A 25,084-nucleotide genomic window follows, 5' to 3' on the forward strand; every position below is an offset into this window, starting at 1 on the left:
AGCCACGATCAAAAAAGCACCGGTCACGGGTGCTCAGCGCGTTTGTCTGGCCCATACCGAGCTGCTGTAATCCAGCCGTCACCGCGCTCCGGTCGGTGGCAGCCACGACAATAATAATGCTGCGCCCCCGGCGCGCAGTGGAGAGCCCTATGAACATCAGCTACCCAGCGTTGCTTCTGTGTGCAGGCTTGTCCCTGACCTGCACAGCCCAGGCAGTGCAAACCCTGACCATCGCCACGGTCAACAACAGCGACATGATCCGCATGCAGCGGCTATCGAAGACTTTCGAAACGCAGCACCCCGAGGTCAAACTCAACTGGGTGGTGCTGGAAGAGAACGTGTTGCGCCAACGCCTGACCACCGACATCGCCACCCAAGGTGGGCAGTTCGACATTCTCACCATTGGCACCTACGAAACACCGCTGTGGGCCGAGAAAAAATGGTTGGAACCGATGTCCGACCTGCCCGCCGACTACGACGTGGCCGACATCATTCCCTCGGTACGCCAGGGCCTCTCTTACCAAGGCACGCTCTACGCGCTGCCCTTCTACGGTGAGAGTACGGTCACCTACTACCGCACTGACCTGTTCCAGCAAGCCGGTCTGAGCATGCCCCCACGGCCGACCTGGACCCAGCTGGGTGAGTTCGCCGCACAACTGCACCACCCCGACAAAGACCAGTACGGCCTGTGCCTGCGCGGCAAGGCGGGATGGGGCGAAAACATGGTGCTGCTGACCACCATGGCCAATAGTTTTGGGGCGCGCTGGTTCGATGAGCAATGGCAACCCCAGCTGACCAGCCCGCAATGGACCGCCGCGGCGAACTTCTACGTCAATACCTTGAAGCAGTACGGCCCGCCGGGCGCTTCGAGCAACGGTTTCAACGAGAACCTGGCGCTGTTCAACAGCGCAAAATGCGCGATCTGGGTAGACGCCAGCGTGGCCGGCTCCTTTACCACCGACCCGCAACAGAGCCGCGTCGCCGCCCACGTGGGTTTTGCCCCGGCGCCGGCGCAAGTCACCGACCAGGGTGCCTCGTGGCTGTATGCCTGGTCGCTGGCCATCCCCAGCACGTCCAAGCACAAAGAGGCAGCCAAGGCGTTTATCACCTGGGCCACCTCCAAAGCCTACGTTCAATTGGTCGCCGACACCGATGGCATCGCCAACGTACCGCCCGGCACCCGCACCTCCACCTACAGTGAGGCCTACCTCAAGGCCGCGCCCTTCGCTCGCATCACCCTGCAAATGATGCAGCAGTCCGACCCCACTCACCCGTCGGTCAAACCGGTGCCCTACGCCGGTATTCAGTACGTGATCATTCCCGAGTACCAGGCCATCGGCACCTCGGTGGGCAAGCTGTTCTCTGCCGCCCTTACCGGGCAAATGAGCGTCGAGCAGGCATTGAGCGCGGCCCAGACCAGCACGCTGCGGGACATGCAACGTGCGGGCTACCCTAAACCTTAAAGCCTAAGCCCCTGCGCGGGGCTCACTTGCAGCCACTAGGGAGAACACCCTCAATGAAACGACTCGAAGGCAAAAGCGCATTGATCACAGGCTCTGCTCGCGGCATCGGCCGCGCGTTCGCCGAGGCTTATATTGGTGAAGGGGCCACCGTGGCCATTGCCGATATCGACCTGGCACGGGCGCAAGCCACCGCCAACGAACTGGGCCCCCAGGCCTACGCCATAGCGATGGACGTCACCGAACAGGCGTCTATCGACGGCGCCATCGCTGCAGTGGTGGCCCAGGCCGGCAAGCTCGATCTGCTGGTCAATAACGCAGCCCTGTTCGACCTGGCGCCCATCGTCGAAATCACCCGGGACAGTTACGCACGACTTTTTTCGATCAACGTGGCGGGCACTTTGTTCACCCTGCAGGCGGCCGCGAAACAGATGATCAAGCAAGGCCACGGCGGCAAGATCATCAATATGGCCAGCCAAGCCGGACGCCGTGGCGAGGCACTGGTGGGGGTGTATTGCGCGACCAAGGCGGCGGTGATAAGCCTGACTCAATCCGCCGGGCTGGACCTGATCAAGCACCGCATCAACGTTAACGCCATCGCCCCGGGGGTGGTCGATGGCGAGCACTGGGACGGCGTAGACGCGCTGTTTGCCCAATATGAACAGCTACCCCGAGGCGAGAAAAAACGCCAGGTCGGCGCGCAAGTGCCCTACGGACGCATGGGCACCGCGCAGGACCTGACCGGCATGGCGGTGTTCCTTGCCTCGGCCCAGAGCGACTACGTGGTCGCCCAGACCTACAACGTCGATGGCGGTAACTGGATGAGCTGAGATGGGTTATTCGAGCACAGTCACCGGCATGCCCAACTGCAGTTCACCACTGCCGTCGGCGACCAGGTTTTGCCCGAAGAACACATCCCCTTCGTGGGCGCGGTATTGCTTGAGGGTGGCCAGGGGTTCGCGGTCACTGGCGCGCTCGCCGGTGGCCGGGTCGATGGTGGTGAGAATGCAGCGCGAACACGGCTTGACCACGCGGAACTCAACCGTGCCGATGCGGATACGCTGCCATTGGTCTTCCGCGTAGGGGGCGATGCCATCGACCACCAGGTTGGGCCGAAAACGCAGCATTTCCAAGGGCCGCCCGACTCGGCTGGAGAGGTCGTCGAGGGAGCCCTGGCCAATCAACAGCAGGGGAAAACCATCGGCGAAGGCCACGCGGTCACCGTCTTGGCCGTAGCCTGACTGCAGGTGGCGAGCCCGCGCTGCCGGTACATAGACCAGCCGTGTTGGCTTACCGATAAAGCGGCTAAGCCACTGCGCGGCCGCCTCGCCGGCATCGGGCACCTGCAGGGTGTCCTTCCATACGCTGATGCCGCGCAGCGCGGCGTGTTCATCGGGGGTAGTCACGAGCAGTGGCGGGTAACCGGGGGCGCTCAGGGTCAAGCTGGTACCGCCATCGCATCGTGCAGCCAGTTGGCTCATCTGGCCCAGCGCGCGCTGGGTCAGGAAGCGTCCACTGGCTTCATCCACCAGCATCCAGCGGCGGTCGCCCAGTAGGCCCAACCCATCGACGCTGGAGCGCTGCAAGGTTTCGGCCATGGCCGATTTCAATGGAAAACGATACAGCGCGCTCAAATGCGGCATGCCCAGCCTCTGCAAGCAAAGCCGCCATTGTATACGAGCGGCCGATCCCCGGCATTAAGCGCTGGGGTGGTCCAATGCCAGGCGCTGACGCACCACGTCCACCAGTTTGTCGGGCTGAAATTTGGAGAGGAAGTTGTCGCAACCGACCTTCTTCACCATCGACTCGTTGAAACTGCCGGACAAAGACGTGTGCAATACAACATAGAGGCTACGCAGACGCGGGTCGTTGCGGATTTCAGTGGTCAAGCGGTAGCCGTCCATCTCGGGCATTTCGGCGTCGGTGAAGATCATCAAGAGCTTCTCGGTCATCACTTCGCCGGTGTCGGCCCAGGCTTTGAGCATGTTCAAGGCCATCAGCCCGTTGCCCGCCACGTGCAGTTTCACCCCCAGTTGCGACAAGGTGTCACGCAACTGCGAGAGCGCCACGGTGGAGTCGTCCACCAGCAGCACCTCGCGGCCACGGGCCTCGGCGAGCAGCGGGTCTCCGAGTTTTTCGGTGGAGACTTTGGCGCTGTAGGGCACGATTTCGGCCAGGACTTTCTCGACGTCGATGATTTCCACCAGTTGGTCTTCGACCTTGCTGATGGCGGTGAGGTAGTGCTGGCGCCCGGCACTGGTGGGCGGCGGCATGATCGCCTCCCAGTTCATGTTGACGATACGATCCACGCCCCCCACCAGGAACGCCTGGACCGAGCGGTTGTACTCAGTGACGATAATGGTGCTGTTAGGGCCCGGCTGCAGGGGTTTCATGCCAATGGCCTGGGACAGGTCGATCACCGGCAGGGTTTGGCCGCGCAAGTTGACCACGCCGCACACATAAGCGTGACGCTGCGGCATCAGCGTGAGCTTGGGCAGTTGCAAGACTTCTTGAACTTTGAATACGTTGATCGCAAAGAGCTGACGCCCGGCTAGGCGAAACATCAGGATTTCCAGGCGATTCTCACCCACCAGCTGTGTACGTTGATCTACTGTGTCGAGAATGCCGGCCATCGAAGACTCCAAGGCGTTGTTAACGGGTGACTGCTTGAGGAGTCTATCGGCAGGTTTTGGCGAAGCTTGACGGGGGATTTTTTACAGCGAAAGATCGGGGGCAAGCGGAGCGCCGCCCGGCCCCCTCCTACATCGCCTGTAGGAGGGGGCCGGGCGGCGCTCCGCTTGCCCCCGATCTTTTGCTCTTCACGCCTGATGGGCCAACAACAACGACTGGGCCGGCAGGTGAATACGCAGCGCCGCAGGGCGCACCGAGAAGCGCAGGGTGTCGCCTTTGAGCGGTTCGCCGTCGAGGTTGATGTCCAGGCCTTCGGCGCTTTTGATCTCGACCCAAGGCAAGCGCGCGCGGATAAACATGTTTTCCAAGCCCAGGCCGCCGGAGAGCAGGTCCTTGAGGGTACTCACCACCTCGGTCGGCGCCGGCAGGATGCTGATATCCAGCAGCCCATCATCGATCCGCGCTTCGGGGCATAGCACGTGCCCGCCGCCGGCCTGGCGGCCATTGCCGATACCCAGGGCGAGCATTTCACCGGCCCAATGGAAATCGGGCCCATTGAACTCTCCGTAAGCCGAGCGCAGTTCACTGAAGCGGCTCAAGCCGGTAAACAGATACGCGGCGCCGCCGAGCACCTTCTTAAGGTCTTCCGAGGTATTGGCGGTTACCTGGCTGCCAAAACCACCGGTGGCCATATTCAGGAACAGCTGGTCGCCCACTTCGCCCAGGTCGACCTCTCGTGCCGGTTGCTCAAGCATCGCCAGCGCGGCCTGGGGGTCCAGCGGGACGCCGGCGGCGTGGGCGAAATCGTTAGCAGTGCCCAGCGGCAGCAATACCAGGCTGGCAGCACCACCGGCCAGGGCCAATGCCTCGGCCACGTCGCGCAGGGTGCCATCGCCGCCGCCGGCAATGATCGTCGGGTAGCCCGCCGCCAGTGCTTCCTCCACCAGCCGCTTGGCGTCACCGCCCTCCCAGGTGACCCGCACCGCCAGTTCCCAGCCCTTGTCGCGCCACTGCTCTACCGCGTCGCGGACTTCTTCATTGAGCGCCTGCTTGCCGTGCAGAATCAATAAGGCCTTGCGCTCACTCATGGTTGCCGCTCCTGGAAAAAAATGGTGATTAAGAGCTATGACCACGGCGAGTTTGAAAAAAGCCGCTGGTGAGCGGCGTTTTTGCCATTTAGCCGAGCAATTCGCTGAATGGGATGAAACGCAGCATATCGCCCGCGGCCAGGGTCTGCCCTTCCAGCACCTCGACTAGGCCGTTGGCCCACGCCGCGCTGCGCAAAACCCCGGAGCTCTGGTTCGGGTAAATCACCGCTCGACCCTGCTCGATGCGCCCGCGCAGGTACTCACGGCGGTTGCCCGGCTTGGCCCAGGTAAACCCGGCCGGCACCTGCAGCGCCAGCGGCGCAACCTCCAGCACGCCCTGGCGGCGTAACAGGTAAGGCCGCGCCAGCAAAGCGAAGGTCACCAGGGTAGAGGCCGGGTTACCGGGTAGGCCAATCACCGGCACGCCACGGAAATGGCCCACGGTCAGCGGTTTACCCGGCTTGATCGCCAACTTCCAGAAGGTCAGTTCGCCCTCTTCACGCAGGGCGATACCGAGAAAGTCAGCTTCGCCCACCGAGACACCGCCGGTCGATAGAATCAGGTCGACTGCCGCCAGTTGCGCCAGGCGCATACGGGTCTGGGCCAGGTCGTCGGGCAAAATACCGGCGTCGATCACCTCGCAGCCCAGGCGCTCGAGCCAACTGCACAGCAATTGCCGGTTGCTGTTATAGATTTGCCCCGGGCCCAGGGGTTGGCCGGGCTCGACCAATTCGTCGCCGGTGGACAACACCGCGACGCGGATACGCCGGCAAACCTCCACGCGGGGCGCCCCCAGCGACGCCGCCAGGCCCAGTTCGATCGGCCCCAAGCGCGTGCCGCTGGCCAGAATCGATTCGCCGACCCGGGCTTCCTGGCCCTGGGGGCGGATGTTCTGGCCGACCCGCAAAGGCTGTTTGAACAGTACCCGCTGATCGTCCAAGACCTCGACGTTCTCTTGCATCTCCACGCAATCGGCACCGGCCGGAAGCGGCGCGCCGGTGAAGATCCGCGCACAGGTGCCGGCCGCCAAAGGCTGCGGGGCCTGCCCGGCGAAAATCCGCTGGGTCACGGCCAATGGCTCGCCGGCCCAATCGCCCAGCCGAAGCGCATAGCCGTCCATGGCGCTGTTCGGCCACGGCGGCATGTCCAGGCGACACACCAGCGTCTCGGCCAGAATCCGCCCTTGGGCGTCGGCCAACGGCAGGCTTTCACGTTCCAGTAAGGGGGTGGCCGCAGCCATGCCCAGCAGCCGCTCCAGGGCCAGTTCCAGCGGCATCAAAGGCGCCGCGCCTAACTCAGCCACGGCTGGCGCAGGGTTCGGCCTGCTTCAGGTGGGCGACGAAATTACACGGGCGATGGCGCACGTCGAGCTGCTCGGCGAGGATGCCGTCCCAACCCGTGCGGCACGCATTGGTCGAGCCCGGCAGGCAGCACACCAAGGTGCCATTGGCGAGCCCGGCCAGCGCCCGCGATTGCACAGTGGAGGTGCCGATGTCGGCTACGGAAATCTGCCGGAACAGCTCGCCAAAGCCGTCGACCTGTTTATCCAATAGGCAGGTCACGGCCTCTGGGGTGCTATCACGACCGGTAAAGCCGGTGCCGCCGGTGATCAACACCACCTGAACCTGGTCATCGGCAATCCAGGTCGCGACCTGGGCGCGGATTTTGTACAAATCATCTTTAAGCAGTACCCGCGCCGCCAGGCCATGGCCAGCGGCTTGCAAACGGTCAACGAAGACCTGCCCGGAAGTATCGGTTTCGAAAGTGCGGGTATCGCTGACGGTCAAAACGGCAATATTGAGCGACACGAAAGGTACATCAGCCTTGGCTTTCATCGGCTTTATCCTGTTGTTGGAACACGTGCGCGGTGTTATATCACAAGGCTTGTTCCGCCTGCCTGCCGAGACCCACCCATGCCCTTGCCCTACCCTCTGCCCGCCTGTTCCGTTCTGCTCCTGGCCGGAGGGCGCGGGCAGCGCATGGGCGGGCGTGACAAAGGCTTACTGCCCTGGCGTGGCGAGCCCTTGATCGCCCACCTGCACCGCTTGGTGCGCCCCCTTAGCGACGACCTAATCATTTCCTGCAACCGTAACGCCGACCAGTACGCGCCCTACGCCGACCAACTGGTGGCCGACGACAGCGCCGACTTTCCGGGGCCGATGGCGGGCATTCGGGCGGGCCTGGCGGTGGCCCGCCACCCCATGCTGCTGGTGCTGCCCTGCGATGTACCTGGGCTGCGCCCCGACCTGTTGCGGCGCATGCTGGCGCAGGCGGCGCAGCACCCTGAGCAAACTTTAATGGTGCGCCAGGGGGAGCACTGGGAACCGCTGCTGTGCGTCATTGGCCAGCAGCACCGTGCAGCGTTCGAAGGGGCCTGGCAGGCCGGCGAGCGCAGCCCGCGCAAGGTCATGCTGGCGCTCGGCGTCCAGGCGCTGCTGTGCCCCGCCAACGACCCGCAATTGGCCAACCTCAATACCCCTGAACTGTTGGGCCCGTAGCGGCCGGGAACTTGCGAAAAACTTCAACGTCTCTATGCTGAGCAACCAAGAATTATCTCACCGGAGAAACACCATGACTCGTCGGACCCTTCCCGCCCTCCTGCTGGCCCTCGGCATGGCCACCCTCGCCGGGTGCGCATCGCCAACGGTGATCACGCTGAATGATGGGCGTGAAATCCAGGCCGTTGACACCCCGAAATTCGATGAAGATTCGGGCTTTTACGAGTTCGAGCAACTGGACGGCAAAACCACTCGCGTCAATAAAGACCAAGTGCGTACCGTTAAGGACCTCTAATCGGGGCGAGAGAGGCACAGGCTTGCCGAGCAGCTTTTATTGAGTAGAATTTTATTCAAAGCGGAGTGTAGCGCAGCCAGGTAGCGCGTCTCGTTCGGGACGAGAAGGCCGCAGGTTCGAATCCTGTCTCTCCGACCAACCGTAAAATCGGGAGCTTAGGCTCCCGATTTTTTTTGTTCGCGAATAGCCTGAGCGGGCTTGCGTTAGCATGGAACACTTTGCGTTGTCGTGACACTGTCACACTTCGTATCAATTATGGAGGCTCATTCCTCACAGAAGATCGAGCCATGACTGCTTATTCGATGGCACGCCCCTATGCCGGGCCGCGCCTGGATAAAAAGCCCAGCCGCAACACCCTTCTGGCATTTTTTTTGATCCTGGGCCTTGGTCTGTTCTACAGCGCTTGGAGCCTGATCAGCGACGTTGGCGAGACCGCCACCGTGGTGACCACCTGGACCCCCTTCGTATTGCTTGGCGTCGCCCTGCTGATCGCCTTGGGGTTCGAATTCGTCAATGGTTTTCACGATACCGCCAATGCGGTCGCCACCGTCATCTATACCCATTCACTGCCGGCCAATGTGGCGGTGGTCTGGTCGGGGGCATTCAATTTTCTCGGTGTGCTGTTGTCCAGCGGCGCCGTGGCCTTTGGCATCATCGCCCTGCTACCGGTGGATTTGATCCTGCAGGCCGGTTCGTCGGCGGGCTTTGCGATGATTTTCGCCCTGTTGATCGCCGCCATTATCTGGAACCTGGGCACCTGGTGGTTGGGGTTGCCGGCTTCGTCATCCCACACTTTGATCGGCTCGATCATCGGCGTGGGCGTGGCAAATGCGCTAATGCATGGCCAAGACGGTGCCAGCGGGGTGGACTGGGGGCAAGCGTCGAAGATTGGCTACGCCCTGTTACTGTCGCCTCTGATTGGCTTCGTTTGCGCGGCCCTGCTTTTACTCGCCTTGCGCGCGCTGGTGAAAAATCGTGCCCTGTACAAAGCGCCGGTCGGTGACGCACCGCCGCCCCTGTGGATCCGCGGGCTGTTGATTCTGACCTGTACCGGTGTGTCGTTCGCCCATGGCTCTAACGATGGGCAAAAAGGCATGGGCCTGATCATGCTGATTCTGGTGGGCACCCTGCCCATGGCCTATGCCTTGAACCGCACTATGCCCGCTGATCAATCGCTGCAATTCGCCGCGGTGGCCCAAGTGACCCAATTGGCGCTGGTGAAAGCGGCGCCGCAGCCGGCGCCGGCCGACCCTCGTCAGACCCTGGCCCAATACGTACGCAACAGGCAGCCAACCCCCGAGCTGATTCCAGCCGTGGCGGCCCTGGCGGGCACCATCGGCAATGATGTCGCCAGCTATGGCTCGCTGGCGCGGGTGCCTGCCGAAGCTGTGACCAACGTGCGCAACGACATGTACCTGACCGCCGAGAGCCTGCGCCTGATCGAGAAAAACAAGGTAGTGACCTTCGACGCCGACACCCAGGCCAAACTCAAGCTGTTCACCGAGCAACTGGACAGCGCGACGCGTTTTATTCCGCTATGGGTGAAAATCGCTGTGGCCCTTGCCCTGGGGTTGGGCACCCTGGTGGGCTGGCGGCGCATCGTGGTCACGGTCGGGCAGAAAATCGGCAAGACCCACCTCACCTACGCCCAGGGCGCCAGCGCCGAGTTGGTCGCCATGTGCACCATTGGCGCTGCCGATATCTACGGCCTACCGGTGTCCACCACCCACGTGCTGTCATCGGGCGTGGCGGGCAGCATGGTGGCTAACGGCGCAGGCCTGCAATGGCGCACGTTGCGCAACCTGGCCATGGCCTGGGTACTGACCCTACCGGCGGCGATGCTGTTGGCGGGCGCCCTGTATTGGTTGTTCAGCCAGTTCACCTGATCAACTGAGGCTTAGGCCTGTCTGGAAGTAGCGCTCGACGCCGCTCAGCGGGTCGTCGAAGCGCAGGCTATGGGCCAACAACTTCAAGGGGTTGGCGTAGTCATCCGGGCCGGCTGGCTGTACCTGCGGGTAGAACGGGTCATTACAAATGCTCGCCCCCAGTGAGGTCATGTGCACACGCAATTGATGGGTTTTGCCGGTAATGGGGTAAAGCCGATAGCGCCAGTGCTCGGCGTCGCGCTGGGCGACTTCCACCAGGGTTTCGCTGTTGGCCTGCCCAGGCACTTCGCACATGCGGAAGAACGGCTCGCCATTGACCATGCGGCTACAGTGACGATAGGGAAATGGCAGATGCGGCAGAGGCGCAGCAATGGCCTCGTAGCACTTGTGGATACGCCGGGTAGGAAATAACGATTGGTACGTAGCGCGGGTCTGCGGGTTGGCGGAAAACAGCACCAGCCCGGCGGTGTGCCGGTCGATCCGGTGCAGCGGTACCAGGTGGGGGTTATCGAGGCGGCGGATCAAGCGCCTGAGCAGGGTCTGCTCGACGTATTCACCGGCAGGCGTCACCGGTAAGAAATGCGGTTTGTCGGCCACCACCAGATGCTCATCCTGATAGAGGATGTGTTCCTGTACCGGTATGACCTTTTCGTTAGGCACTTCCCGAAAGTAGTGAATCCGCAACCCAGGCCGATAGGCCATGGCTGAGGTGATAGGCAGCCCCTGGGCATCGAGTACGCGCCCGCGGGCGATACGGTCCAGCCATTGCTCCCGACTGATCGCATGAAAATGCCCGCACAGGCAATCCAGCACCGTGGCCCATTCGCCGGGGGGCAGGCAAACGGTACTGGCTTGCTGCTTAGCCGGGTCGAAAGGCGCGCTGGACATGGAGGCTCCACAGATAGGAAAGGCCGGGCATTATCCCGCTATCAATGCGCGTGCGCCAGTTGCGCGGCCTCGGTGAACTCTTTGAGCCAGCGCAACACGTCCACCGCCTCCCAGCGGGTTGGATCGTACAAGGCATACAGCAACCCTTGGTAGCCCACCACATCCAGTGGTCGGTGATAGCCGGCACGCTGGAACAACGCTTCGATTTCGGCAAAGCAGGTGTTGAAGTGCAACTTGTTGAAGGGTGTTTTGCCCTCCGTCACCAGCCCATCGAGACGTAATTCCAGCACGGCCTCGCGGATCACATCAGCGGACATGCGGTTGACGCTGGACTTCAATTGTTCGACGTTGACCATTGGTTCATTTCCTTAATTTGCAAACCCGAGCGCCTCCTGCTTACTCGCAAGCCCGCCCCGACAACTGTATCTTTATACAGCATAAATAGCGCCCGCTTGAGCGTCAATGCCCGGCGACCGCTGGCTAGACCAACCCGGCGCAGTATCCCTGCCCTTTGCGCACCGTCAGCACTTGCTGGCGCGGCGCCTGCAACGCAACGGCTACGTGCACCCAGCGGTCGTATTCCAGAATGACCTGATCGAACGGCACCGCACTGGCGATGATCGCTTCAGCCGCTTGCCGGGCCGTCCAGCCCGGTACCCACAGATCAGCCGCCAACCCGGCCAGGTGGGCACTCTCGCCCACCCCGCCCACGGCTGCATTCAAGGCTGCACAACGGTAGCCGCTGTTGATTCGGATGGGCCGGCCAAGATGTTGCCGAATGCGATCGAGGGTCTTTGCCAGGCACTGCAAATTTGCCAACACCGCTGCGCTGGGCGTGTTGTCGATACCCAGGCGCTCGGCGGTGGCGGAGGCGGTCAATTCTTGCAGGGTGAAGTATTTACTGATGTTCATAGGGCCATTCCTTGGCTGAATGATCTGTACCCCTGCGGCCACCATGGGGCGGTGTGGCAGGGTGTAAGCCGCATATTGCCAGGGGGCGAAACGAATCGAGTCTAAATATGTACGGGGCCTGCGGGTCTACAAACAGCCCCAGCTGCGCTATGGTTTCGCTATCGGTCACCTGCGCGGGCGATTGCACTGAACCTTCGGCCGATCTTGCCACTCGAACCACACAGACGTTACATACGACGCCACTTATAGGAGATAACCATCATGGCCACGACCACCGCTAAAACCGCCCAAGACGTTTTGAAGGCAGACTTCCAGACCCTGGTCCGGGACACCGAAAAACTCCTCGAGCACACCGCGACCCTGGCCGGTGATCAAGCCGATGAACTGCGTGCGCAGATCAACGAAAGCCTGGCCCGTGCCCGCGAAACGTTGCAGCAGACCAGCGAAACCGCCCGCGAACGCGGCCGTGAAGCTGTGGTTGCCGCTGAAGATTACGTACAGACCAACCCATGGCAGTCTATCGGCATCGCAGCCGGCGCGGGCTTCCTGCTTGGCCTGCTGGCCACAAGGCGCTAACCATGGCTCTGGACACCGAATCACCTCATTCGGGTGCCGCAGGCTCAGGCCGTCGCCTGGGCGCGGCGGTCCTTGGCCTCTTGCACAGCCACGTCGAGCTATTCGGCATCGAGCTGCAAGAACAGAAGTCACGCACAGTAAGCCTGCTGTTGTTTGCCGGGCTTGCCCTGGTTTTTGCCTTACTGGCGTTGGTAGCGGTGTCAGGGCTGGTGTTGATACTGCTCTGGGACAACTACCGCATGGCAGGCATGCTAGGCCTTTGCGTGTTCTACGTACTGGCTGGGATTTTCTGCGCCTTGCGCCTTAAAGCGGCGGTTTTCGATGAGTCCTCACCGTTCAGCGGAACCCTTGAAGAACTTGCCAACGACCGGGAGCGCCTGCTGCCATGACCGCCCAGCCCCCAAGTAAGAACTCGCGGCGCGAAATGCGCAAGGCGCTGGTGCGCCTACGCCTGGAGATGCATCGCCAGGAAATCCGTCATGAGTCCAGCCAGTTGGTCAACCCGTTCAAGCGCTTGCGCGGCATGACCGACAGTGTTCAAGCGGGCCTCGGCATCAAGCATGCGCCCCTGTGGGGCATGGCCGGGGTCATGTTGATGGGCTTTCTGGCCGGCAAACGCACAGCGGCACCGCGGGTAGTCGTACCCGTCGCCGCTGGCGGCAGCGTCTCACGCCTGGTCCGCCTGGGCACCAGCCTTATCCCGCTGATCAAGCTAGCGCTGCGCAAGCGCTGACTGGCCGCTTCGCCGTTGCAGCCTGCCACAAGGCTGCAACGGCGTATGGCTACCCGCCCTCACATCCCCATACTCCCCATACTCCCCATAAAGTCTGCGTATCTGCGCCTTCGCGACAGCCCCTGGCGTTGATCGATATCGATGCCGCTGACCTTTAGGTAGACTGACGGCAGTGGACACTTTTGGAGAATGGCCTTGGACTGGCAAACCCTGCTGACCCGCGAACGACTCGGTAAACCATTGCACAGCCCTGATGAGATGGGCCGTAGCCCGTTCCACAAGGACCACGACCGGATTATCTTTTCCGGCGCCTTCCGCCGCCTTGGGCGTAAAACCCAGGTGCACCCGGTGTCGAGCAACGACCACATCCATACCCGCCTCACCCATTCCTTGGAGGTCAGCTGCGTCGGCCGCTCCCTGGGCATGCGCGTGGGTGAAACCCTGCGCGAGCGTTTGCCCGACTGGTGCGAGCCAAGCGATTTGGGCATGGTAGTGCAGTCGGCCTGTCTGGCCCACGACATCGGCAACCCGCCTTTCGGGCACTCCGGTGAAGACGCTATCCGCCACTGGTTCAAGCAAGCCGCCGGGCGCGGCTGGCTGGACGGCATGAGCGAAGCCGAGCGCGCGGACTTCTTGAATTTCGAAGGTAATGCCCAGGGCTTCCGGGTACTGACGCAGCTGGAGTACCACCAGTTCGAGGGGGGCGTACGCCTGACCTACGCCACCCTGGGCACCTACCTGAAATACCCCTGGACCGCGCGCCATGCCGATTCGGTGGGCTACAAAAAGCATAAATTCGGCTGCTACCAAAGCGAGCTGCCATTGCTGGAGCAAATCGCCCACAAGCTTGGTATTCCCCAGCTCGAAGAACAACGCTGGGCCCGCCACCCGCTGGTCTATCTGATGGAGGCGGCGGACGACATCTGCTACGCCCTGATCGACCTCGAAGACGGCCTGGAAATGGACCTGCTGGAGTACGCCGAAGTCGAGTCGCTGCTGCTCGGCCTGGTCGGTGACGATTTACCGGAAACCTACCGCCAACTGGGCCCTGGTGACTCCCGCCGGCGCAAGCTGGCGATCTTGCGCGGTAAGGCGATCGAACACCTGACCAACGCCGCCGCCCGGGCCTTCGTCGAGCAACAGGATGCACTGCTGGCTGGGCAACTGCATGGCGATTTGGTGGAGCACATGCACGGCCCTGCCAAGCGCTGCGTACTGAATGCCAAGGACATGGCGCGCAAAAAGATCTTTCAGGACAAACGCAAGACGCTGCACGAGATCGGCGCCTATACCACCTTGGAGATTCTCCTCAACGCGTTCTGCGGCGCCGCCCTGCAACAACACAGCGGCGGCAGCCTGTCATTCAAGAACCAGCGCATCCTCGACCTGTTGGGCAACAACGCCCCGGCGGCGGACTGGCCGTTGCACAAAGCTTTTATGCGGGTGATCGACTTTATCGCCGGCATGACCGACAGCTACGCCACCGAAATGGCTGCCGAGATGACCGGGCGCTCTAGTCCACGCTGACCGGGCTGCGCAGCGCCTCCAGCAACTGCACGAACTCGATCACCGACGGCGCCAGGGTTTGCTCAGTGCGGGTGATCAGCCCGATCTGCCGCCGCACCGCGGGGTGGTCGACCGCCACCTTGGCCAGGTCGTCGCGGCCATCGTCGGCGGATTCGGGAAGCAGGGTAATGCCCTGCCCCTGCCTGACCAACGCCAACACGGTAGACATGTAGTTGGCTTCCAGACCGGCCGACAACGGCAAATGCTCGTCGGCAAACAGGCGCTCGACCAAGTCGCGAACGCTGCTATCGCGCCCGGTCAGGACAATCGGAAATACCGCGAGCTGGCTCAGCTTCACCGCCTGCCGCTTGGCCAGCGGGTGATTCTTGGGCGTAAACAGGCACAAGCGATCCTCCAAGATGGCTTTGAACGTGAGCCCATGGGTAGGCCGAGCCTGGACGCCCAACCCGAAATCCACCTCGCGTTCCAACACCAGCGTATCGATGCGCTGCGCCACCACATCCCGCAGCCTGACTTCAACGCCGGGAAACCGCTGGCGAAATGTCTGCAGCACGCTGGGCAGCACCCCAGCGCACAGCGAGGGCAGCGCGGCGATGGTGATGACCCCAAGCCGTGAGGCGGCGATGTCGCGGGCAGCATTAACGATGTTGTCCAGATCCAGCAGTAGCTTCTCCATGGGCAGCAGCGCGTTTTGCCCGGCGCTGGTCAAGCCCACGTGGCGCGGGCTGCGCTCCAGCAAGGCGACGCCGAGCCAATCCTCCAGTTGCTGGATTTGCACAGTGAGGGCTGACGGTGACAGGTTCAGGGCGGTGGCCGCCTTGGAGAAACTGCCGGTCTGCACCACCGACAGGAAGGCCCGGATGTGCTGAATGGCATTCTTCATTTTGTTTTTCCGAACAAGAACAGCCGAATATTTCAATTCACAGAGCATAGCGCTGTTGTTATTACTCTTGCAAAACAACAAGAGGGTGTCTCGTCGCTGCCGCGAACAGGGATGCCAAAGAGGAACAGCCCATGCTCGCCACGCTCGGTGTCATCACCATTCTCTGCATGCTCGTCAGCATCATGAGCAAACGCATCTCCCCCCTGGTTGCCCTGATCGCCTTGCCCATCATCGCTGCGCTGCTCGGTGGTTTTGGGCTGCAAACCAGCGGATTCATCATCACCGGCATCAAGAACGTCGCCCCCGTAGTGGGAATGTTCGTGTTCGCCATTTTGTTCTTCGGCATCATGACCGATGCCGGCATGCTCGACCCCATCATCGACCGCATTCTTAAACGGGTCGGCACCCGTCCCACCCGAATCGTCATGGGCACTGCGCTGCTGGCGCTGTTGGTGCATCTGGACGGTTCCGGCGCCGTGACCTTTCTGGTGACGATCCCGGCGATGCTGCCGTTGTACACGCGCCTGGGCATGGATAAACGGATACTGGCCTGCGTCACGGCGATGGCAGCGGGGGTCAACTTTCTGCCCTGGACCGGCCCCGTACTGCGCTCCTCGGCGGCGCTGCACGTGCCCGTGTCAGAGCTTTTTCAGCCGCTTATTCCGGTGCAGATCGTCGGCCTGATTTTCGTCTTCAGCTGTGCTTATGTCCTCGGCCGGCGCGAAGAACGGCGCCTGGGCCTGGGCCCGAATAACCTTGATGCCAAACCCCATCAGCGCGTGCTCAGTAAGGCGGAACTCGAACTGCGCAAGCCCAGGTTGTTCTGGCTCAACCTGCTGCTGACCCTGGTGGTGATGGGCGTGATGATTGCCGGGGTGGTGGACCCGGTGGTGATGTTCATGCTCGGCACGGTGGTTGCGCTGTGCCTTAACTACCCAGCCGTGGACGCCCAGCGCGCGCGTATCGATGCCCATGCGAAAACGGCACTGACCATGGCCAGTATTCTGCTCGCTGCCGGGGTTTTCACCGGGATCATGCAGGGCACCGGGATGCTCAAAGCCATGGCCGAAGTGGCCGTAGGGCAAATTCCAGCGGGGCACGGCAAGCTGATCCCCATGGTGGTGGGCTTTATCTCCATGCCCCTGAGCCTGCTTTTCGACCCTGACTCGTTCTACTTCGGCATCATGCCGGTGGTGGCCGAAGTCGGTAAGGCGCTGGGTGTAGACCCCATGCAAGTGGCCCAGGCGTCGCTGCTGGGCGTGCACACCACCGGGTTCCCGGTTAGCCCGCTGACACCTGCGACCTTCTTGCTGGTCGGTTTGTGCAAGATCGAACTGGCCGACCACCAACGCTTCACTATCCCCTTCCTGTTTGCGGCCTCGGTCATCATGACCTTGACCGCGATGGTCATTGGAGTGTTCTGAATGAAAACGCTACGGATTGGTTCAGGGGCCGGCTATTCCGGCGACCGCATCGAGCCCGCCATCGAGCTGGCCGAACACGGCGATCTTGATTACCTGGTGTTCGAATGCTTAGCGGAACGCACCATCGCCCTGGCGCAGCAATCGCGGCGGCTAGACCCCAGCGCAGGCTACGATCCCTTGTTGAGCGAGCGCATGCGCCGGGTCTTGCCTTTTGTCGGCACAGGCGCCGATGGCACGCGCCGCCGTTTGCGCATCATCACCAATATGGGCGCGGCAAACCCGCTGGCCGCCGCTGGCGAAATCCGCCGGATAGCCGCGCAGCTCGGCCTGACGGGCTTAAAGGTCGCCGCGCTGACCGGGGATGACGTGCTTGCGGCGCTGTTGCAACGCCCCGAGCAGACCCTGGACAACGGCAGAACCCTGCGCTCCCTAGGCGATAGGCTGATTTCGGCCAATGCCTACCTGGGCGCTGAAGGGATTATCCAAGCGTTGCGCGCCGACGCTGATGTGATCGTCACCGGCAGGGTCGCTGACCCGTCACTGTTTCTCGCGCCGCAAATGTTTGAGTTCGGCTGGGCCGAGGACGACTGGGCATTGCTCGGCCGTGGCACGCTGGTGGGGCATTTGCTCGAATGCGCCGGGCAAGTCAGCGGCGGGTATTTCGCCGACCCCGGCGTTAAAGATGTCCCCGACCTTGATCGTTTGGGTTTCCCATTGGCTGAAATAGACCCGGATGGTAACGCGGTCATCAGCAAAGTGGCAGGTTCCGGTGGGCGCATCGACACGGCCACCTGCACCGAGCAAATGTTGTACGAAGTGCATGACCCCGCCGCCTATCTGACGCCCGATGTCAGCGCGGACTTTAGCCGTGCCACCTTCGCTGGCCTGGGGACCGATGAGGTCAGGGTGCAGGGGGCCAATGGGCACCCCCGCCCCGACACCTTGAAGGTGTCAGTAGGGTTTCTCGATGGCTGGATCGGTGAAGGCCAAATGTCCTACGGTGGCCCCGGCGCAGCGGCTCGCGGGCAGTTGGCGCAGGACATCGTGCTTAAGCGCCTGCAATTGACGGAGGTGGCCTGTGAAGAAATCCGCGCCGAGCTTATCGGCATGAACGCTTTGCACGGCAGTGACCTGAGCGGGCGGGCCGCCGGCGAACCTTGGGAGGTGCGCCTGCGCGTGGCGGCGCGTTGCCCCGACCAACAGACGGCAGTGCGCGTTGGCAATGAGGTGGAAACGCTTTATACCAATGGCCCTTATGGTGGAGGCGGCGCGAGCAAATCCGTGCGTCAGGTGGTTGCAGTGGCGTCGCTGTTCTTGCCAAGGGACGCCATCGGCGTGCAAGTGCACATGGAGGATTTGCCATGAACGCCACCCCATTGCGCAATATCGCCCACACGCGTACGGGTGATAAAGGCGATACCTCCAATATCTCCATCATTGCCTATCATATCGACGATTACCCCCTGTTAGCTGAGCGGCTCACGGTGCAGCGGGTCACCGAATACTTCGCCCAGCTATTGGACCCCAACGGGCCGCCCGTTAGGCGCTACGAACTGCCAGGGGTCGGGGCACTGAACTTCGTTCTGCCCGGCATCCTGCGCGGTGGGGTGACCCGCTCCCTGGCGCTCGATGCCCATGGCAAAGCGTTGGGGGCCGCCCTGCTCGATCTGCTCTTGTAAGCCCCCTTAAGCTAACGGTGGCGGGTCGAACGCCGTCACCGGCGGCAACGCCTGGTCCCATTTGACGATGTCGACAAAAGCAGTCTGTGCCGAGCAACCCTGGGACAGGCTCGACGAGCCGACGTCGGCGGTAATCATGTTGGGGTTGCCGTGTTTGTCCAGGCTGTCGCGTTCGCCGTGGGCCAGGGGATCGAACCAGGCGCCGGTGGCGATTTGCACCACCCCAGGGCGAATGTTCGCGGAGACGATCACCCCCGCCAGAAACGCGCCGCGCTGGTTAAACACCTTGACCACGTCGCCATCGACCACACCCCGCGCTGCCGCATCCTGCGGGTTGAGGGTCAAGGGTTCGCGCTGCTGGATTTTCGAAGCACGGCTGTAGGCGCCGTGGTCATACTGGCTGTGCAGGCGGGTTTTCGCTTGGTTGGACAACAATTGCAGCGGGTGGGCCGCTGCCGGTTTGGCCAGCCACACCGGGTGGCCAGGGCAGTCCGCGTAGGCAAACCCGGCAATGCGTTCGGAGAAAATCTCGATGCGCCCGGACGGCGTGGTCAACGGGTTGGCCTGGGGGTCATCGCGAAACGCCTGGAGCAGCACGGTCTCCCCGGGTGGATAAGGCACTTCGAAAAGCCCTTCCTGCCAAAATCTATCGTAGGGCGGCAGTTCGATGCCGTGCTGCTGCGCCCGCCCCCGCGAGTCTTCATAAATAAACCGTAGCCACTGCTCGGTGTCGCGGCCCTCGGTGAAGCCCTTGGCAAAATCCAGACGCTCGGCCAGCGCGGCGAAGATCGCATAATCATCGCGGGCCTGCGCCACCGGCTCGATCGCTTGCTGCATGGCGATCATAAAGCGGTCCGAGGCGGCGCTACCGATGTCATTGCGTTCAAGGGCCGTGGTGGCGGGCAAGACAATGTCCGAGTACTTGGCCTGGGCGGTCCAGTATTGTTCATGCACGATCACGCTTTGTGGCCGCTGCCAGGCCTGTAGTAGCCGATTCAGGTCCTGATGATGGTGAAACACGTTGCCGCCGGCCCAATACACGAGCCGAATGTCGGGGTACGTCAGCCTTTGGCCGTTGTAGTCAAAAGGCATCCCCGGTTGCAGCAGCATGTCGGTGATGCGCGCGACGGGGATAAACGCTTTGACCGGGTTTACCCCTTGGGCAAAGCGTGGCCCGGAAAACCCACTACGGCCGCTGCCGGTGTTGTTCATGCAGCCGTAGCCCAGGCCGAAGCCGCCGCCCGGCAGGCCGATCTGGCCGAGCAGCGCGGCCAGGGTGACGGTCATCCAAAACGGCTGCTCACCCTGCACTGAACGCTGCAGCGAATACGCCACATTGATTAAGGTGCGCTGGCTGGCCATGCGTCGCGCCAAGTCGACGATCTGTTGGGCGGGAATGTCGGTCAGCCCTTGGGCCCACTGCGGGTCTTTCGCCTGGCCATCGACATGGCCCAGCAGGTAGGCCTGAAAGCGTTCGAAGCCCACCGTGCAGCGCTGGATAAACTCCAGATTATGCAAACCTTCGCTGACCAGCACATAGGCCAACGCCATCATCAATGCCGTGTCGCTGCCGGGCCGTACCGCCAGCCATTGGTTGTGTTGGGGGCCCGTGAGGTCATCGCGCAAGGGGCTGACGTTGACGAACTGCACGCCCGCGGCAGACATCTCTTCTAGTGCCCGGCTCAATAGGTGATCGCTGGCGCCACCGGGGCTGGCCTGGGCGTTTTTCGCCGGCAGGCCGCCAAAGGCTACGAACAACTGGCAATGTTGGGCGAGGTTTTTCCACGAGGTATGGGCCGCCAGCAAGGTGTCCATGTCGCCGACGATATGCGGCATCAACACCCTGCCCGCGCCCAGGCTATAGCTGTCTCGGCTGGAGACATAACCGCCGAACTGGTTGAGAAACCGATGCAGCTGGCTTTGCGCATGGTGAAAGCGCCCGGCGCTGCCCCAGCCGTAACTGCCGCCAAAGATCGCCTGGTTACCGTACTCGGCCTTGACCCGTTTCAGCTCGGCGGCGACCAAGTCCAACGCCACCGCCCAGGACACCTCGACAAAAGGCTCCTGGCCGCGCAAATGCGGGTTGGCGCCGGGCTTTTCCAGATAACTGCGGCGCACCGCCGGGCGCTTGACCCGGGTCGGCGAGTCGATCGCATCCACCAGCGAAGCACCGATCGGCGACGGGTCCGAGTCCCACGGCGCAGGTGCCATGGCCCGCAGCCGGCCGTCGACTACCTGGGGGCGGTAGGCGCCCCAATGCAAAGATGTAAAGCCCATATCGGTGGTCCACCTTTTAACGGATTACCAGCTTTCGGCCAGGCCGAGCAAGCCCATGATTTGCCGCCGCAGATCGATCAGGTAAGGGTCGTCGCGATGGCGCGGGTATGGCCGCTCGATCCGCAGCTCGGCCTTGATAGTCGCAGGCCGCTCGCTGAATACAATCACCCGATTGGCCAACAACAAGGCCTCTTCGACATCGTGGGTCACCAGTAGCGCCGTATAGCCCTGGCGCTGCCAGAGGTCGATCAATTCTTTTTGCAGGGTGATGCGGGTTAACGAATCCAGCTTGCCCAGCGGTTCATCAAGAAGCAAGAGGCGCGGCTCATTGACCAACGCGCGGGCCAGGGCCACCCGTTGCGCCATACCGCCCGACAACTGCCGAGGGTAGGCCCGGGCGAATTCGCCCAGGCCGACTTTAGCCAGCGCGGCATCGACTTTACCCCTCTGGGCCTTGAGCAAGCCCTGGGCTTCCAGGCCCAGGGCGACGTTATCCCAGACCCGTCGCCAAGGGTACAAGGTTGGGTCTTGGAACACCGCCACCCGGCTAGGATGCGGCGCCGTAATGGTTTCACCATCGGCCTGCAACGTGCCGGCATCAGCAGAGTCCAGCCCCGCCACCAGCCGCAGCAAGGTGGATTTGCCGCACCCCGAGGGCCCGAGCAGAGCCACGAATTCACCGGGCGCCACGTCCAAAGATACCTGCTGCAGCACCGGCAAGTGTTGGCCGTCCAAGGCGAACCCGTGGTTCAACTGGCTGATATGCAACGCCAGACCCCGGTTAGCTTTTATGTCGTGCTGGGATGCCAGGGCTACCATTGCATCGCTCCTTTTTGCCAGGCCAATAAGCGGTCACGGACCAGAAACAGCGCCGAGATCAGCCCGGAACACGCCAGGGCCATGATCAACAATGCTGCATACATATTGGCGTAGGCCGCCCAGCCCTGGGCCCACTGCAGGTACCAGCCAATCCCTGCCTTAACGCCCATCATCTCTGCCACCACCAAGGTCGAGAACGACGCCCCCAAGCCCATGAATAGACCCACGAACACGTGGGGCAGCGCGGCGGGAATGGCCACTTTGAAGATCAGAAAGCGCGGCTTGGCGCCCAGGGTGCGGGCAACGTCGTAATAGGCCGGGTCAACGCTGGCAACGCCCGACCAAGTGAGTACGGTCACCGGGAACCAGGTGGCCAGGGCGATCAAAAACACGCTGGCACTCCAACTGCTGGGGAACAGAAAGAAGCACAAGGGCAGCAAGGCGGTGGACGGCACGGGGCCAAGGATCCGCAGCACCGGGTGCAACCAGTAGGCGATATGGCTCGACCAACCGATCGCCACCCCGGCAACGAACCCGCTCGCCGCCCCCAGGGCGACCCCGCTGCCCAACAATAGCGCTGAATGCAGCAAGCTTTCGGCCAGGCGCGGCCAATCTTCCAGGTACACCGCCAGCAAGGCCTGGGGAGGTGCAAAGAAAGGTACGGGCAACCAGGCCCACTTGGCGGTCAGTAGCTCCCAGGCGGTCAATAGCAGCGGCAGCGCCACCCACCATGGCCCGGCGCGGCGCACGCTGGCCGCCACCGCTGGCGACCAGCGCCCCAGAACGCTCAGCAGAACGCTTAGCGCAGCAATCGCCAGGCACAGATTGGCCAGGCCTTGGGTCATCGGCCACAAGCGCGTGGCATTGGGTACGTAGAGAATCACCAATGCCGCAGCGAGCCACGCCAGGGCCGCGACTATGCTCGGCCAGTGATCGAGCGCGACCCAGCGCAGGGGGCGGTGTTGAGTTGTCGCGTCAATTGAAGACATCAGCGGTGATCTCCCGGGCGAATGACGGGGCATCGGTGCTCTTGCCGATCACCTCAACGGTCTGCAGGTCGCTGACGTAGGTGAGGATTTCTTGGGTCAGCGCCGCGCCGACCGCGTGGTGCCCGTGGGTATGGTCATGGAGGATCGCTTGCACCTCTTCGGTGGAGGTATTCAGGGCGTGCGCCTGGAACCCTTTGGCCACTGCCTCAGGGTGCTGCACGGCGTAATCGTGGGCCTCCAGAATCGCCTGGGTGAGCGCCGCCGCCACGGGTTTTTCCTCGCGCACCAACTTGCCCGTCACACCCACCACGCAGCAGCTGAGGTTGGCATATTGCTCTACCAGGTTGGTCGACAATTCGCGGGCCTTGCCGCTCTGGATCAGGCGGTACATGAACGGGTCGCTGCCGCTCACCGCCTGCACCTCCCCGCGCTCCAGCGCGGTGCCCAGCAAGTCCGCCGGGTAGAGCCGCCACTGCACGTCACGCACCGGGTCGACGCCGTGCTTTTTCAACAGGATGGAAAAGAAATTACGGTCTGGGCTGGCCATGTCGGTGACGCCAATGGTCTGGCCTTTGAGGTCTTCAAGCTTGGCCACCTTGCCGTCGACGGCACTGAGCAAACGCAGGCAGCCGCCATGGGTGCCGGCGGTGAGCTTGACGTCGAAGCCCTGCTCCAGCGCCTTCAGCCAGCGCAAGGCCATGCCCACGCCCGCGTCGGCCTTGCCGGTGGCGATGGCTTCGAGCAGCACTTCGGTGGAATTACCAAAATTGACCAGCTCGACGTCCAGGTTGTGTTTTTTGAAGAAGCCCTGGCCGTGGGCGATCACCACGGGGGCCAGGCACACTGCATTCAGATTGACCGCCAGTTTCAGCGCGCGCGGCGCGTCCAGGCGGATAAGCTCTCCGGTACCTGCTGGCTCCGCCGCACCGTGGGTGGCATGCCCATCGTTGGCCCAACTGATCCGCGGTAGCGCCAGCCACAGCGGGCTGGCCAGCGCAGCGCTGGCAACGCCCAATAAGCGACGGCGGGTCAAACCATTAGTCACAGCCATGCAAATATCCCCTTGCTTAGCGATCGCCTGGAAGCCAGCGAACTTAATGACTAATGATTATATTTAACTGTAGTTATTATCAAAGAAACATATAACGCTAAGGTTATTCCGTGGCTTTTCTGCCGGGCAAAAAAAATCGGCGGCAAGCGCCATTGCGCTTACCACCGATTTTTTGCGCTGCAAGCTTTTTACAGCTTGGCGATAGACACCTCGGTCGACTTAACGAACGCGATCACTTCGCTACCCACTTTCAGTTCCAGGTCACGCACGGAACGGGTGGTGATCACCGACGTCACGATACCGGAGGCGGTTTGCACATCGATTTCGGAGACCACGTCACCTTCGATGATTTCCTTGATGACGCCTTTGAACTGGTTGCGCACGTTAATCGCTTTAATGGTCATGCTGAGGCTTCCTCTTGTGGGATACGCAGATCCGCGTGGATCAGGCTTGCAAGATGCATCAAGCGGAAAAATATTAAAAGGAATAAATAGACATTTATTTATTCGATTTAAGAATATATATCACTAGCCTCACCGCTACTAAGCTCATTCTAAAAAGTTATTTATAAGACTCTTGTTAGATCATTTAGCCTGTTCATACTTTCAGGTAGATCCCGAGTTTTATCCCATGACCCTGCAGTTGACCCCTTTGAGCCCTGCCCTCGGTGCGCGAGTCAGCGGTATTGACCTCAGCCGCGAACTCGATGGTGCAGAGCAGGCGGCGCTCGAGCGCGCGTTATTGGACTATCAGGTGTTGTTCTTTCGCGATCAGCCGCTGACCCCACACCAGCACGCGCGTTTCGCCGCTCGCTTCGGCGATTTGCATGTTCATCCCATCTACCCCCACGTGCCCGAGCAGCCCGAAGTGCTGGTCCTCGACACGGCGCAGACCGACGTGCGCGATAACGCCATCTGGCATACCGACGTGACCTTTCTGCCGGCACCCGCCCTGGGCGCGGTATTGAGTGCCCGGCAAGTGCCCGAGTACGGTGGTGACACCTTGTGGGCCAGCGGCATCGCGGCGTACGAGGCCTTGTCAGCGCCTATGCAACAGTTGCTCGAAGGCCTGACCGCCACCCACGATTTCACCCAGTCGTTCCCCCTGGAACGCTTCGGCCGCAGCGCCGAGGCCATCGCGCGCTGGGAAGCGGCGCGCCTACAGCACCCGCCGTTGGCTCACCCGGTGGTCCGCACCCACCCCGGCAGTGGGCGCAAGTCGCTATTCGTCAACGAAGGCTTCACCAGCCGTATCAACGAATTGCACGCCAACGAAAGTGCTGCCTTGCTGCAACTGCTGTTCAGCCACAGCACCCGCCCCGAGTTCTGCATCCGCTGGCAGTGGCAAGCCAACGATGTGGCGTTCTGGGACAACCGTGTGACCCAGCACTACGCCGTCGATGACTATCGGCCGCAGCGCCGGGTAATGCATCGCGCGACCATCCTTGGCGACGTGCCTTTTTAGCCCA

General features: G+C 62.1%; 27 protein-coding genes and 1 tRNA gene. 14 read left to right on the top strand and 14 right to left on the bottom strand.

All coding sequences use genetic code 11. From position 1 onward, the window contains the following. Positions 1–149: 149 nt before the first annotated feature. Positions 150–1,463 carry an ABC transporter substrate-binding protein gene (locus QCL65_RS15600; protein ID WP_407310162.1) on the top strand — a complete coding sequence of 438 codons (1,314 nt, stop codon included), beginning with the start codon at positions 150–152 and terminating at the stop codon, positions 1,461–1,463. A gap of 53 nt (positions 1,464–1,516) precedes the next feature. Continuing rightward, positions 1,517–2,290 carry an L-iditol 2-dehydrogenase gene (locus QCL65_RS15605; RefSeq protein WP_407310164.1) on the top strand — a complete coding sequence of 258 codons (774 nt, stop codon included), beginning with the start codon at positions 1,517–1,519 and terminating at the stop codon, positions 2,288–2,290. A 6-nt stretch (positions 2,291–2,296) separates the two neighbouring features. On the opposite strand, the gene QCL65_RS15610 is transcribed toward QCL65_RS15605, so the two are convergent. From QCL65_RS15610 to moaB, 5 genes are all read right to left on the bottom strand, one after another. Further along, positions 2,297–3,103: an MOSC domain-containing protein gene (locus QCL65_RS15610; RefSeq protein WP_407310166.1), complete on the bottom strand. Its 807-nt coding sequence runs from the start codon at positions 3,101–3,103 to the stop codon at positions 2,297–2,299. Positions 3,104–3,157: 54 nt separating this feature from the next. Further along, entirely contained in the window at positions 3,158–4,093 is a 936-nt protein-coding gene (locus tag QCL65_RS15615; protein WP_407310168.1) for a chemotaxis protein CheV, read from the bottom strand. A gap of 186 nt (positions 4,094–4,279) precedes the next feature. Further along, positions 4,280–5,179, bottom strand: a complete 900-nt coding sequence (gene yegS, locus QCL65_RS15620) for a lipid kinase YegS (protein ID WP_407310170.1) — start codon at positions 5,177–5,179, stop codon at positions 4,280–4,282. An 88-nt stretch (positions 5,180–5,267) separates the two neighbouring features. Further along, positions 5,268–6,455 carry a gephyrin-like molybdotransferase Glp gene (gene glp, locus QCL65_RS15625; protein ID WP_407316879.1) on the bottom strand — a complete coding sequence of 396 codons (1,188 nt, stop codon included), beginning with the start codon at positions 6,453–6,455 and terminating at the stop codon, positions 5,268–5,270. 19 nt (positions 6,456–6,474) lie between these two features. After that, positions 6,475–7,014 (bottom strand): molybdenum cofactor biosynthesis protein B, encoded by a 540-nt coding sequence (gene moaB, locus QCL65_RS15630; protein ID WP_407310172.1) that lies wholly within the window; start codon positions 7,012–7,014, stop codon positions 6,475–6,477. Positions 7,015–7,092: 78 nt separating this feature from the next. On the opposite strand from moaB, the gene mobA reads away from it, so the two are divergent. The 4 genes from mobA to QCL65_RS15650 all read left to right on the top strand — a co-directional run bounded on the left by mobA (position 7,093) and on the right by QCL65_RS15650 (position 9,858). After that, the gene (gene mobA, locus QCL65_RS15635; RefSeq protein ID WP_407310174.1) at positions 7,093–7,677 is read left to right on the top strand and encodes a molybdenum cofactor guanylyltransferase MobA; all 585 of its coding nucleotides are present in this window, start codon (positions 7,093–7,095) and stop codon (positions 7,675–7,677) included. A gap of 73 nt (positions 7,678–7,750) precedes the next feature. Beyond that, the gene (locus QCL65_RS15640) at positions 7,751–7,972 is read left to right on the top strand and encodes a YgdI/YgdR family lipoprotein (protein WP_407310176.1); all 222 of its coding nucleotides are present in this window, start codon (positions 7,751–7,753) and stop codon (positions 7,970–7,972) included. 61 nt (positions 7,973–8,033) lie between these two features. Beyond that, a tRNA-Pro gene (locus QCL65_RS15645) sits at positions 8,034–8,110 on the top strand. 149 nt (positions 8,111–8,259) lie between these two features. Then, positions 8,260–9,858, top strand: coding sequence for an inorganic phosphate transporter (locus tag QCL65_RS15650; RefSeq protein ID WP_407310178.1), 1,599 nt, complete (start codon positions 8,260–8,262; stop codon positions 9,856–9,858). Here the strand turns inward: QCL65_RS15650 and QCL65_RS15655 are convergent, their stop codons facing one another. The 3 genes from QCL65_RS15655 to QCL65_RS15665 all read right to left on the bottom strand — a co-directional run bounded on the left by QCL65_RS15655 (position 9,859) and on the right by QCL65_RS15665 (position 11,658). Then, complete coding sequence (locus QCL65_RS15655; RefSeq protein ID WP_407310180.1) at positions 9,859–10,746, bottom strand: pseudouridine synthase; 888 nt, start codon at positions 10,744–10,746, stop codon at positions 9,859–9,861. It lies immediately after the preceding gene. Between the two features lie 41 nt (positions 10,747–10,787). Further along, positions 10,788–11,102 carry a transcriptional regulator gene (locus QCL65_RS15660; protein ID WP_407310182.1) on the bottom strand — a complete coding sequence of 105 codons (315 nt, stop codon included), beginning with the start codon at positions 11,100–11,102 and terminating at the stop codon, positions 10,788–10,790. A 124-nt stretch (positions 11,103–11,226) separates the two neighbouring features. Then, positions 11,227–11,658: a D-Ala-D-Ala carboxypeptidase family metallohydrolase gene (locus tag QCL65_RS15665; protein WP_407310184.1), complete on the bottom strand. Its 432-nt coding sequence runs from the start codon at positions 11,656–11,658 to the stop codon at positions 11,227–11,229. A gap of 261 nt (positions 11,659–11,919) precedes the next feature. Here QCL65_RS15665 and QCL65_RS15670 point away from each other — a divergent pair, with 261 nt between their 5' ends. From QCL65_RS15670 to QCL65_RS15685, 4 genes are all read left to right on the top strand, one after another. Beyond that, positions 11,920–12,234, top strand: coding sequence for a YqjD family protein (locus QCL65_RS15670; RefSeq protein WP_407310187.1), 315 nt, complete (start codon positions 11,920–11,922; stop codon positions 12,232–12,234). A 2-nt stretch (positions 12,235–12,236) separates the two neighbouring features. Further along, the gene (locus QCL65_RS15675) at positions 12,237–12,623 is read left to right on the top strand and encodes a phage holin family protein (protein ID WP_407310189.1); all 387 of its coding nucleotides are present in this window, start codon (positions 12,237–12,239) and stop codon (positions 12,621–12,623) included. Beyond that, positions 12,620–12,967 (top strand): hypothetical protein, encoded by a 348-nt coding sequence (locus QCL65_RS15680; RefSeq protein ID WP_407310191.1) that lies wholly within the window; start codon positions 12,620–12,622, stop codon positions 12,965–12,967. Before QCL65_RS15675 ends, QCL65_RS15680 begins: the two co-directional genes overlap by 4 nt. A gap of 195 nt (positions 12,968–13,162) precedes the next feature. Next, positions 13,163–14,494, top strand: a complete 1,332-nt coding sequence (locus tag QCL65_RS15685; protein ID WP_407310193.1) for a deoxyguanosinetriphosphate triphosphohydrolase — start codon at positions 13,163–13,165, stop codon at positions 14,492–14,494. Here the strand turns inward: QCL65_RS15685 and QCL65_RS15690 are convergent. Further along, complete coding sequence (locus tag QCL65_RS15690) at positions 14,481–15,377, bottom strand: LysR family transcriptional regulator (RefSeq protein ID WP_407310195.1); 897 nt, start codon at positions 15,375–15,377, stop codon at positions 14,481–14,483. The genes QCL65_RS15685 and QCL65_RS15690 overlap by 14 nt on opposite strands. 131 nt (positions 15,378–15,508) lie before the next feature. Here QCL65_RS15690 and QCL65_RS15695 point away from each other — a divergent pair, with 131 nt between their 5' ends. From QCL65_RS15695 to QCL65_RS15705, 3 genes are read left to right on the top strand one after another with little or no spacing between them, the layout of a single operon-like run. Further along, a complete protein-coding gene (locus QCL65_RS15695; RefSeq protein WP_407310197.1) occupies positions 15,509–16,801 on the top strand; it encodes a CitMHS family transporter in 1,293 nt (430 codons plus the stop codon). Further along, entirely contained in the window at positions 16,802–18,166 is a 1,365-nt protein-coding gene (locus QCL65_RS15700; RefSeq protein WP_407310199.1) for an acyclic terpene utilization AtuA family protein, read from the top strand. Next, positions 18,163–18,480, top strand: coding sequence for a hypothetical protein (locus QCL65_RS15705; protein ID WP_407310201.1), 318 nt, complete (start codon positions 18,163–18,165; stop codon positions 18,478–18,480). Before QCL65_RS15700 ends, QCL65_RS15705 begins: the two co-directional genes overlap by 4 nt. Positions 18,481–18,486: 6 nt before the next feature. On the opposite strand, the gene QCL65_RS15710 is transcribed toward QCL65_RS15705, so the two are convergent. The 5 genes from QCL65_RS15710 to QCL65_RS15730 all read right to left on the bottom strand — a co-directional run bounded on the left by QCL65_RS15710 (position 18,487) and on the right by QCL65_RS15730 (position 24,020). After that, positions 18,487–20,757, bottom strand: coding sequence for a molybdopterin guanine dinucleotide-containing S/N-oxide reductase (locus tag QCL65_RS15710; protein ID WP_407310203.1), 2,271 nt, complete (start codon positions 20,755–20,757; stop codon positions 18,487–18,489). Positions 20,758–20,781: 24 nt separating this feature from the next. Further along, the gene (locus tag QCL65_RS15715) at positions 20,782–21,576 is read right to left on the bottom strand and encodes an ABC transporter ATP-binding protein (protein ID WP_407310205.1); all 795 of its coding nucleotides are present in this window, start codon (positions 21,574–21,576) and stop codon (positions 20,782–20,784) included. Then, the gene (locus QCL65_RS15720) at positions 21,570–22,565 is read right to left on the bottom strand and encodes an ABC transporter permease (protein WP_407310207.1); all 996 of its coding nucleotides are present in this window, start codon (positions 22,563–22,565) and stop codon (positions 21,570–21,572) included. The genes QCL65_RS15715 and QCL65_RS15720 overlap by 7 nt, the downstream gene beginning before the upstream one ends. Continuing rightward, positions 22,552–23,616 (bottom strand): ABC transporter substrate-binding protein, encoded by a 1,065-nt coding sequence (locus QCL65_RS15725; RefSeq protein WP_407310209.1) that lies wholly within the window; start codon positions 23,614–23,616, stop codon positions 22,552–22,554. Before QCL65_RS15725 ends, QCL65_RS15720 begins: the two co-directional genes overlap by 14 nt. 188 nt (positions 23,617–23,804) lie before the next feature. Then, the gene (locus tag QCL65_RS15730; RefSeq protein ID WP_407310211.1) at positions 23,805–24,020 is read right to left on the bottom strand and encodes a molybdopterin-binding protein; all 216 of its coding nucleotides are present in this window, start codon (positions 24,018–24,020) and stop codon (positions 23,805–23,807) included. 226 nt (positions 24,021–24,246) lie between these two features. Between QCL65_RS15730 and tauD the strand changes: the two genes are divergently transcribed. Then, positions 24,247–25,080, top strand: a complete 834-nt coding sequence (gene tauD / locus QCL65_RS15735) for a taurine dioxygenase (RefSeq protein WP_407310213.1) — start codon at positions 24,247–24,249, stop codon at positions 25,078–25,080. Positions 25,081–25,084: the final 4 nt, after the last annotated feature.

Origin of the sequence: Pseudomonas sp. nanlin1 (genome assembly GCF_045571515.1) — a bacterium.
In the GTDB taxonomy this organism is placed as follows: Bacteria; Pseudomonadota; Gammaproteobacteria; order Pseudomonadales; family Pseudomonadaceae; genus Aquipseudomonas.

Bases quoted from the DNA above. Each gene is read 5' to 3' on its own strand.
- QCL65_RS15660 (WP_407310182.1), bottom strand. From the start codon at position 11,102: ATGGTCAACGTCGAACAATTGAAGTCCAGCGTCAACCGCATGTCCGCT.
- QCL65_RS15600 (WP_407310162.1), top strand. From the start codon at position 150: ATGAACATCAGCTACCCAGCGTTGCTTCTGTGTGCAGGCTTGTCCCTG.
- mobA (WP_407310174.1), top strand. From the start codon at position 7,093: ATGCCCTTGCCCTACCCTCTGCCCGCCTGTTCCGTTCTGCTCCTGGCC.
- QCL65_RS15705 (WP_407310201.1), top strand. From the start codon at position 18,163: ATGAACGCCACCCCATTGCGCAATATCGCCCACACGCGTACGGGTGAT.
- QCL65_RS15670 (WP_407310187.1), top strand. From the start codon at position 11,920: ATGGCCACGACCACCGCTAAAACCGCCCAAGACGTTTTGAAGGCAGAC.
- tauD (WP_407310213.1), top strand. From the start codon at position 24,247: ATGACCCTGCAGTTGACCCCTTTGAGCCCTGCCCTCGGTGCGCGAGTC.
- QCL65_RS15690 (WP_407310195.1), bottom strand. From the start codon at position 15,377: ATGAAGAATGCCATTCAGCACATCCGGGCCTTCCTGTCGGTGGTGCAG.
- QCL65_RS15675 (WP_407310189.1), top strand. From the start codon at position 12,237: ATGGCTCTGGACACCGAATCACCTCATTCGGGTGCCGCAGGCTCAGGC.
- QCL65_RS15610 (WP_407310166.1), bottom strand. From the start codon at position 3,103: ATGCCGCATTTGAGCGCGCTGTATCGTTTTCCATTGAAATCGGCCATG.
- QCL65_RS15665 (WP_407310184.1), bottom strand. From the start codon at position 11,658: ATGAACATCAGTAAATACTTCACCCTGCAAGAATTGACCGCCTCCGCC.
- yegS (WP_407310170.1), bottom strand. From the start codon at position 5,179: ATGAGTGAGCGCAAGGCCTTATTGATTCTGCACGGCAAGCAGGCGCTC.
- moaB (WP_407310172.1), bottom strand. From the start codon at position 7,014: ATGAAAGCCAAGGCTGATGTACCTTTCGTGTCGCTCAATATTGCCGTT.
- QCL65_RS15710 (WP_407310203.1), bottom strand. From the start codon at position 20,757: ATGGGCTTTACATCTTTGCATTGGGGCGCCTACCGCCCCCAGGTAGTC.
- QCL65_RS15605 (WP_407310164.1), top strand. From the start codon at position 1,517: ATGAAACGACTCGAAGGCAAAAGCGCATTGATCACAGGCTCTGCTCGC.
- QCL65_RS15725 (WP_407310209.1), bottom strand. From the start codon at position 23,616: ATGGCTGTGACTAATGGTTTGACCCGCCGTCGCTTATTGGGCGTTGCC.
- QCL65_RS15720 (WP_407310207.1), bottom strand. From the start codon at position 22,565: ATGTCTTCAATTGACGCGACAACTCAACACCGCCCCCTGCGCTGGGTC.
- QCL65_RS15650 (WP_407310178.1), top strand. From the start codon at position 8,260: ATGACTGCTTATTCGATGGCACGCCCCTATGCCGGGCCGCGCCTGGAT.
- QCL65_RS15640 (WP_407310176.1), top strand. From the start codon at position 7,751: ATGACTCGTCGGACCCTTCCCGCCCTCCTGCTGGCCCTCGGCATGGCC.
- QCL65_RS15680 (WP_407310191.1), top strand. From the start codon at position 12,620: ATGACCGCCCAGCCCCCAAGTAAGAACTCGCGGCGCGAAATGCGCAAG.
- QCL65_RS15730 (WP_407310211.1), bottom strand. From the start codon at position 24,020: ATGACCATTAAAGCGATTAACGTGCGCAACCAGTTCAAAGGCGTCATC.
- QCL65_RS15655 (WP_407310180.1), bottom strand. From the start codon at position 10,746: ATGTCCAGCGCGCCTTTCGACCCGGCTAAGCAGCAAGCCAGTACCGTT.
- QCL65_RS15715 (WP_407310205.1), bottom strand. From the start codon at position 21,576: ATGGTAGCCCTGGCATCCCAGCACGACATAAAAGCTAACCGGGGTCTG.
- QCL65_RS15695 (WP_407310197.1), top strand. From the start codon at position 15,509: ATGCTCGCCACGCTCGGTGTCATCACCATTCTCTGCATGCTCGTCAGC.
- QCL65_RS15700 (WP_407310199.1), top strand. From the start codon at position 16,802: ATGAAAACGCTACGGATTGGTTCAGGGGCCGGCTATTCCGGCGACCGC.
- glp (WP_407316879.1), bottom strand. From the start codon at position 6,455: ATGCCGCTGGAACTGGCCCTGGAGCGGCTGCTGGGCATGGCTGCGGCC.
- QCL65_RS15615 (WP_407310168.1), bottom strand. From the start codon at position 4,093: ATGGCCGGCATTCTCGACACAGTAGATCAACGTACACAGCTGGTGGGT.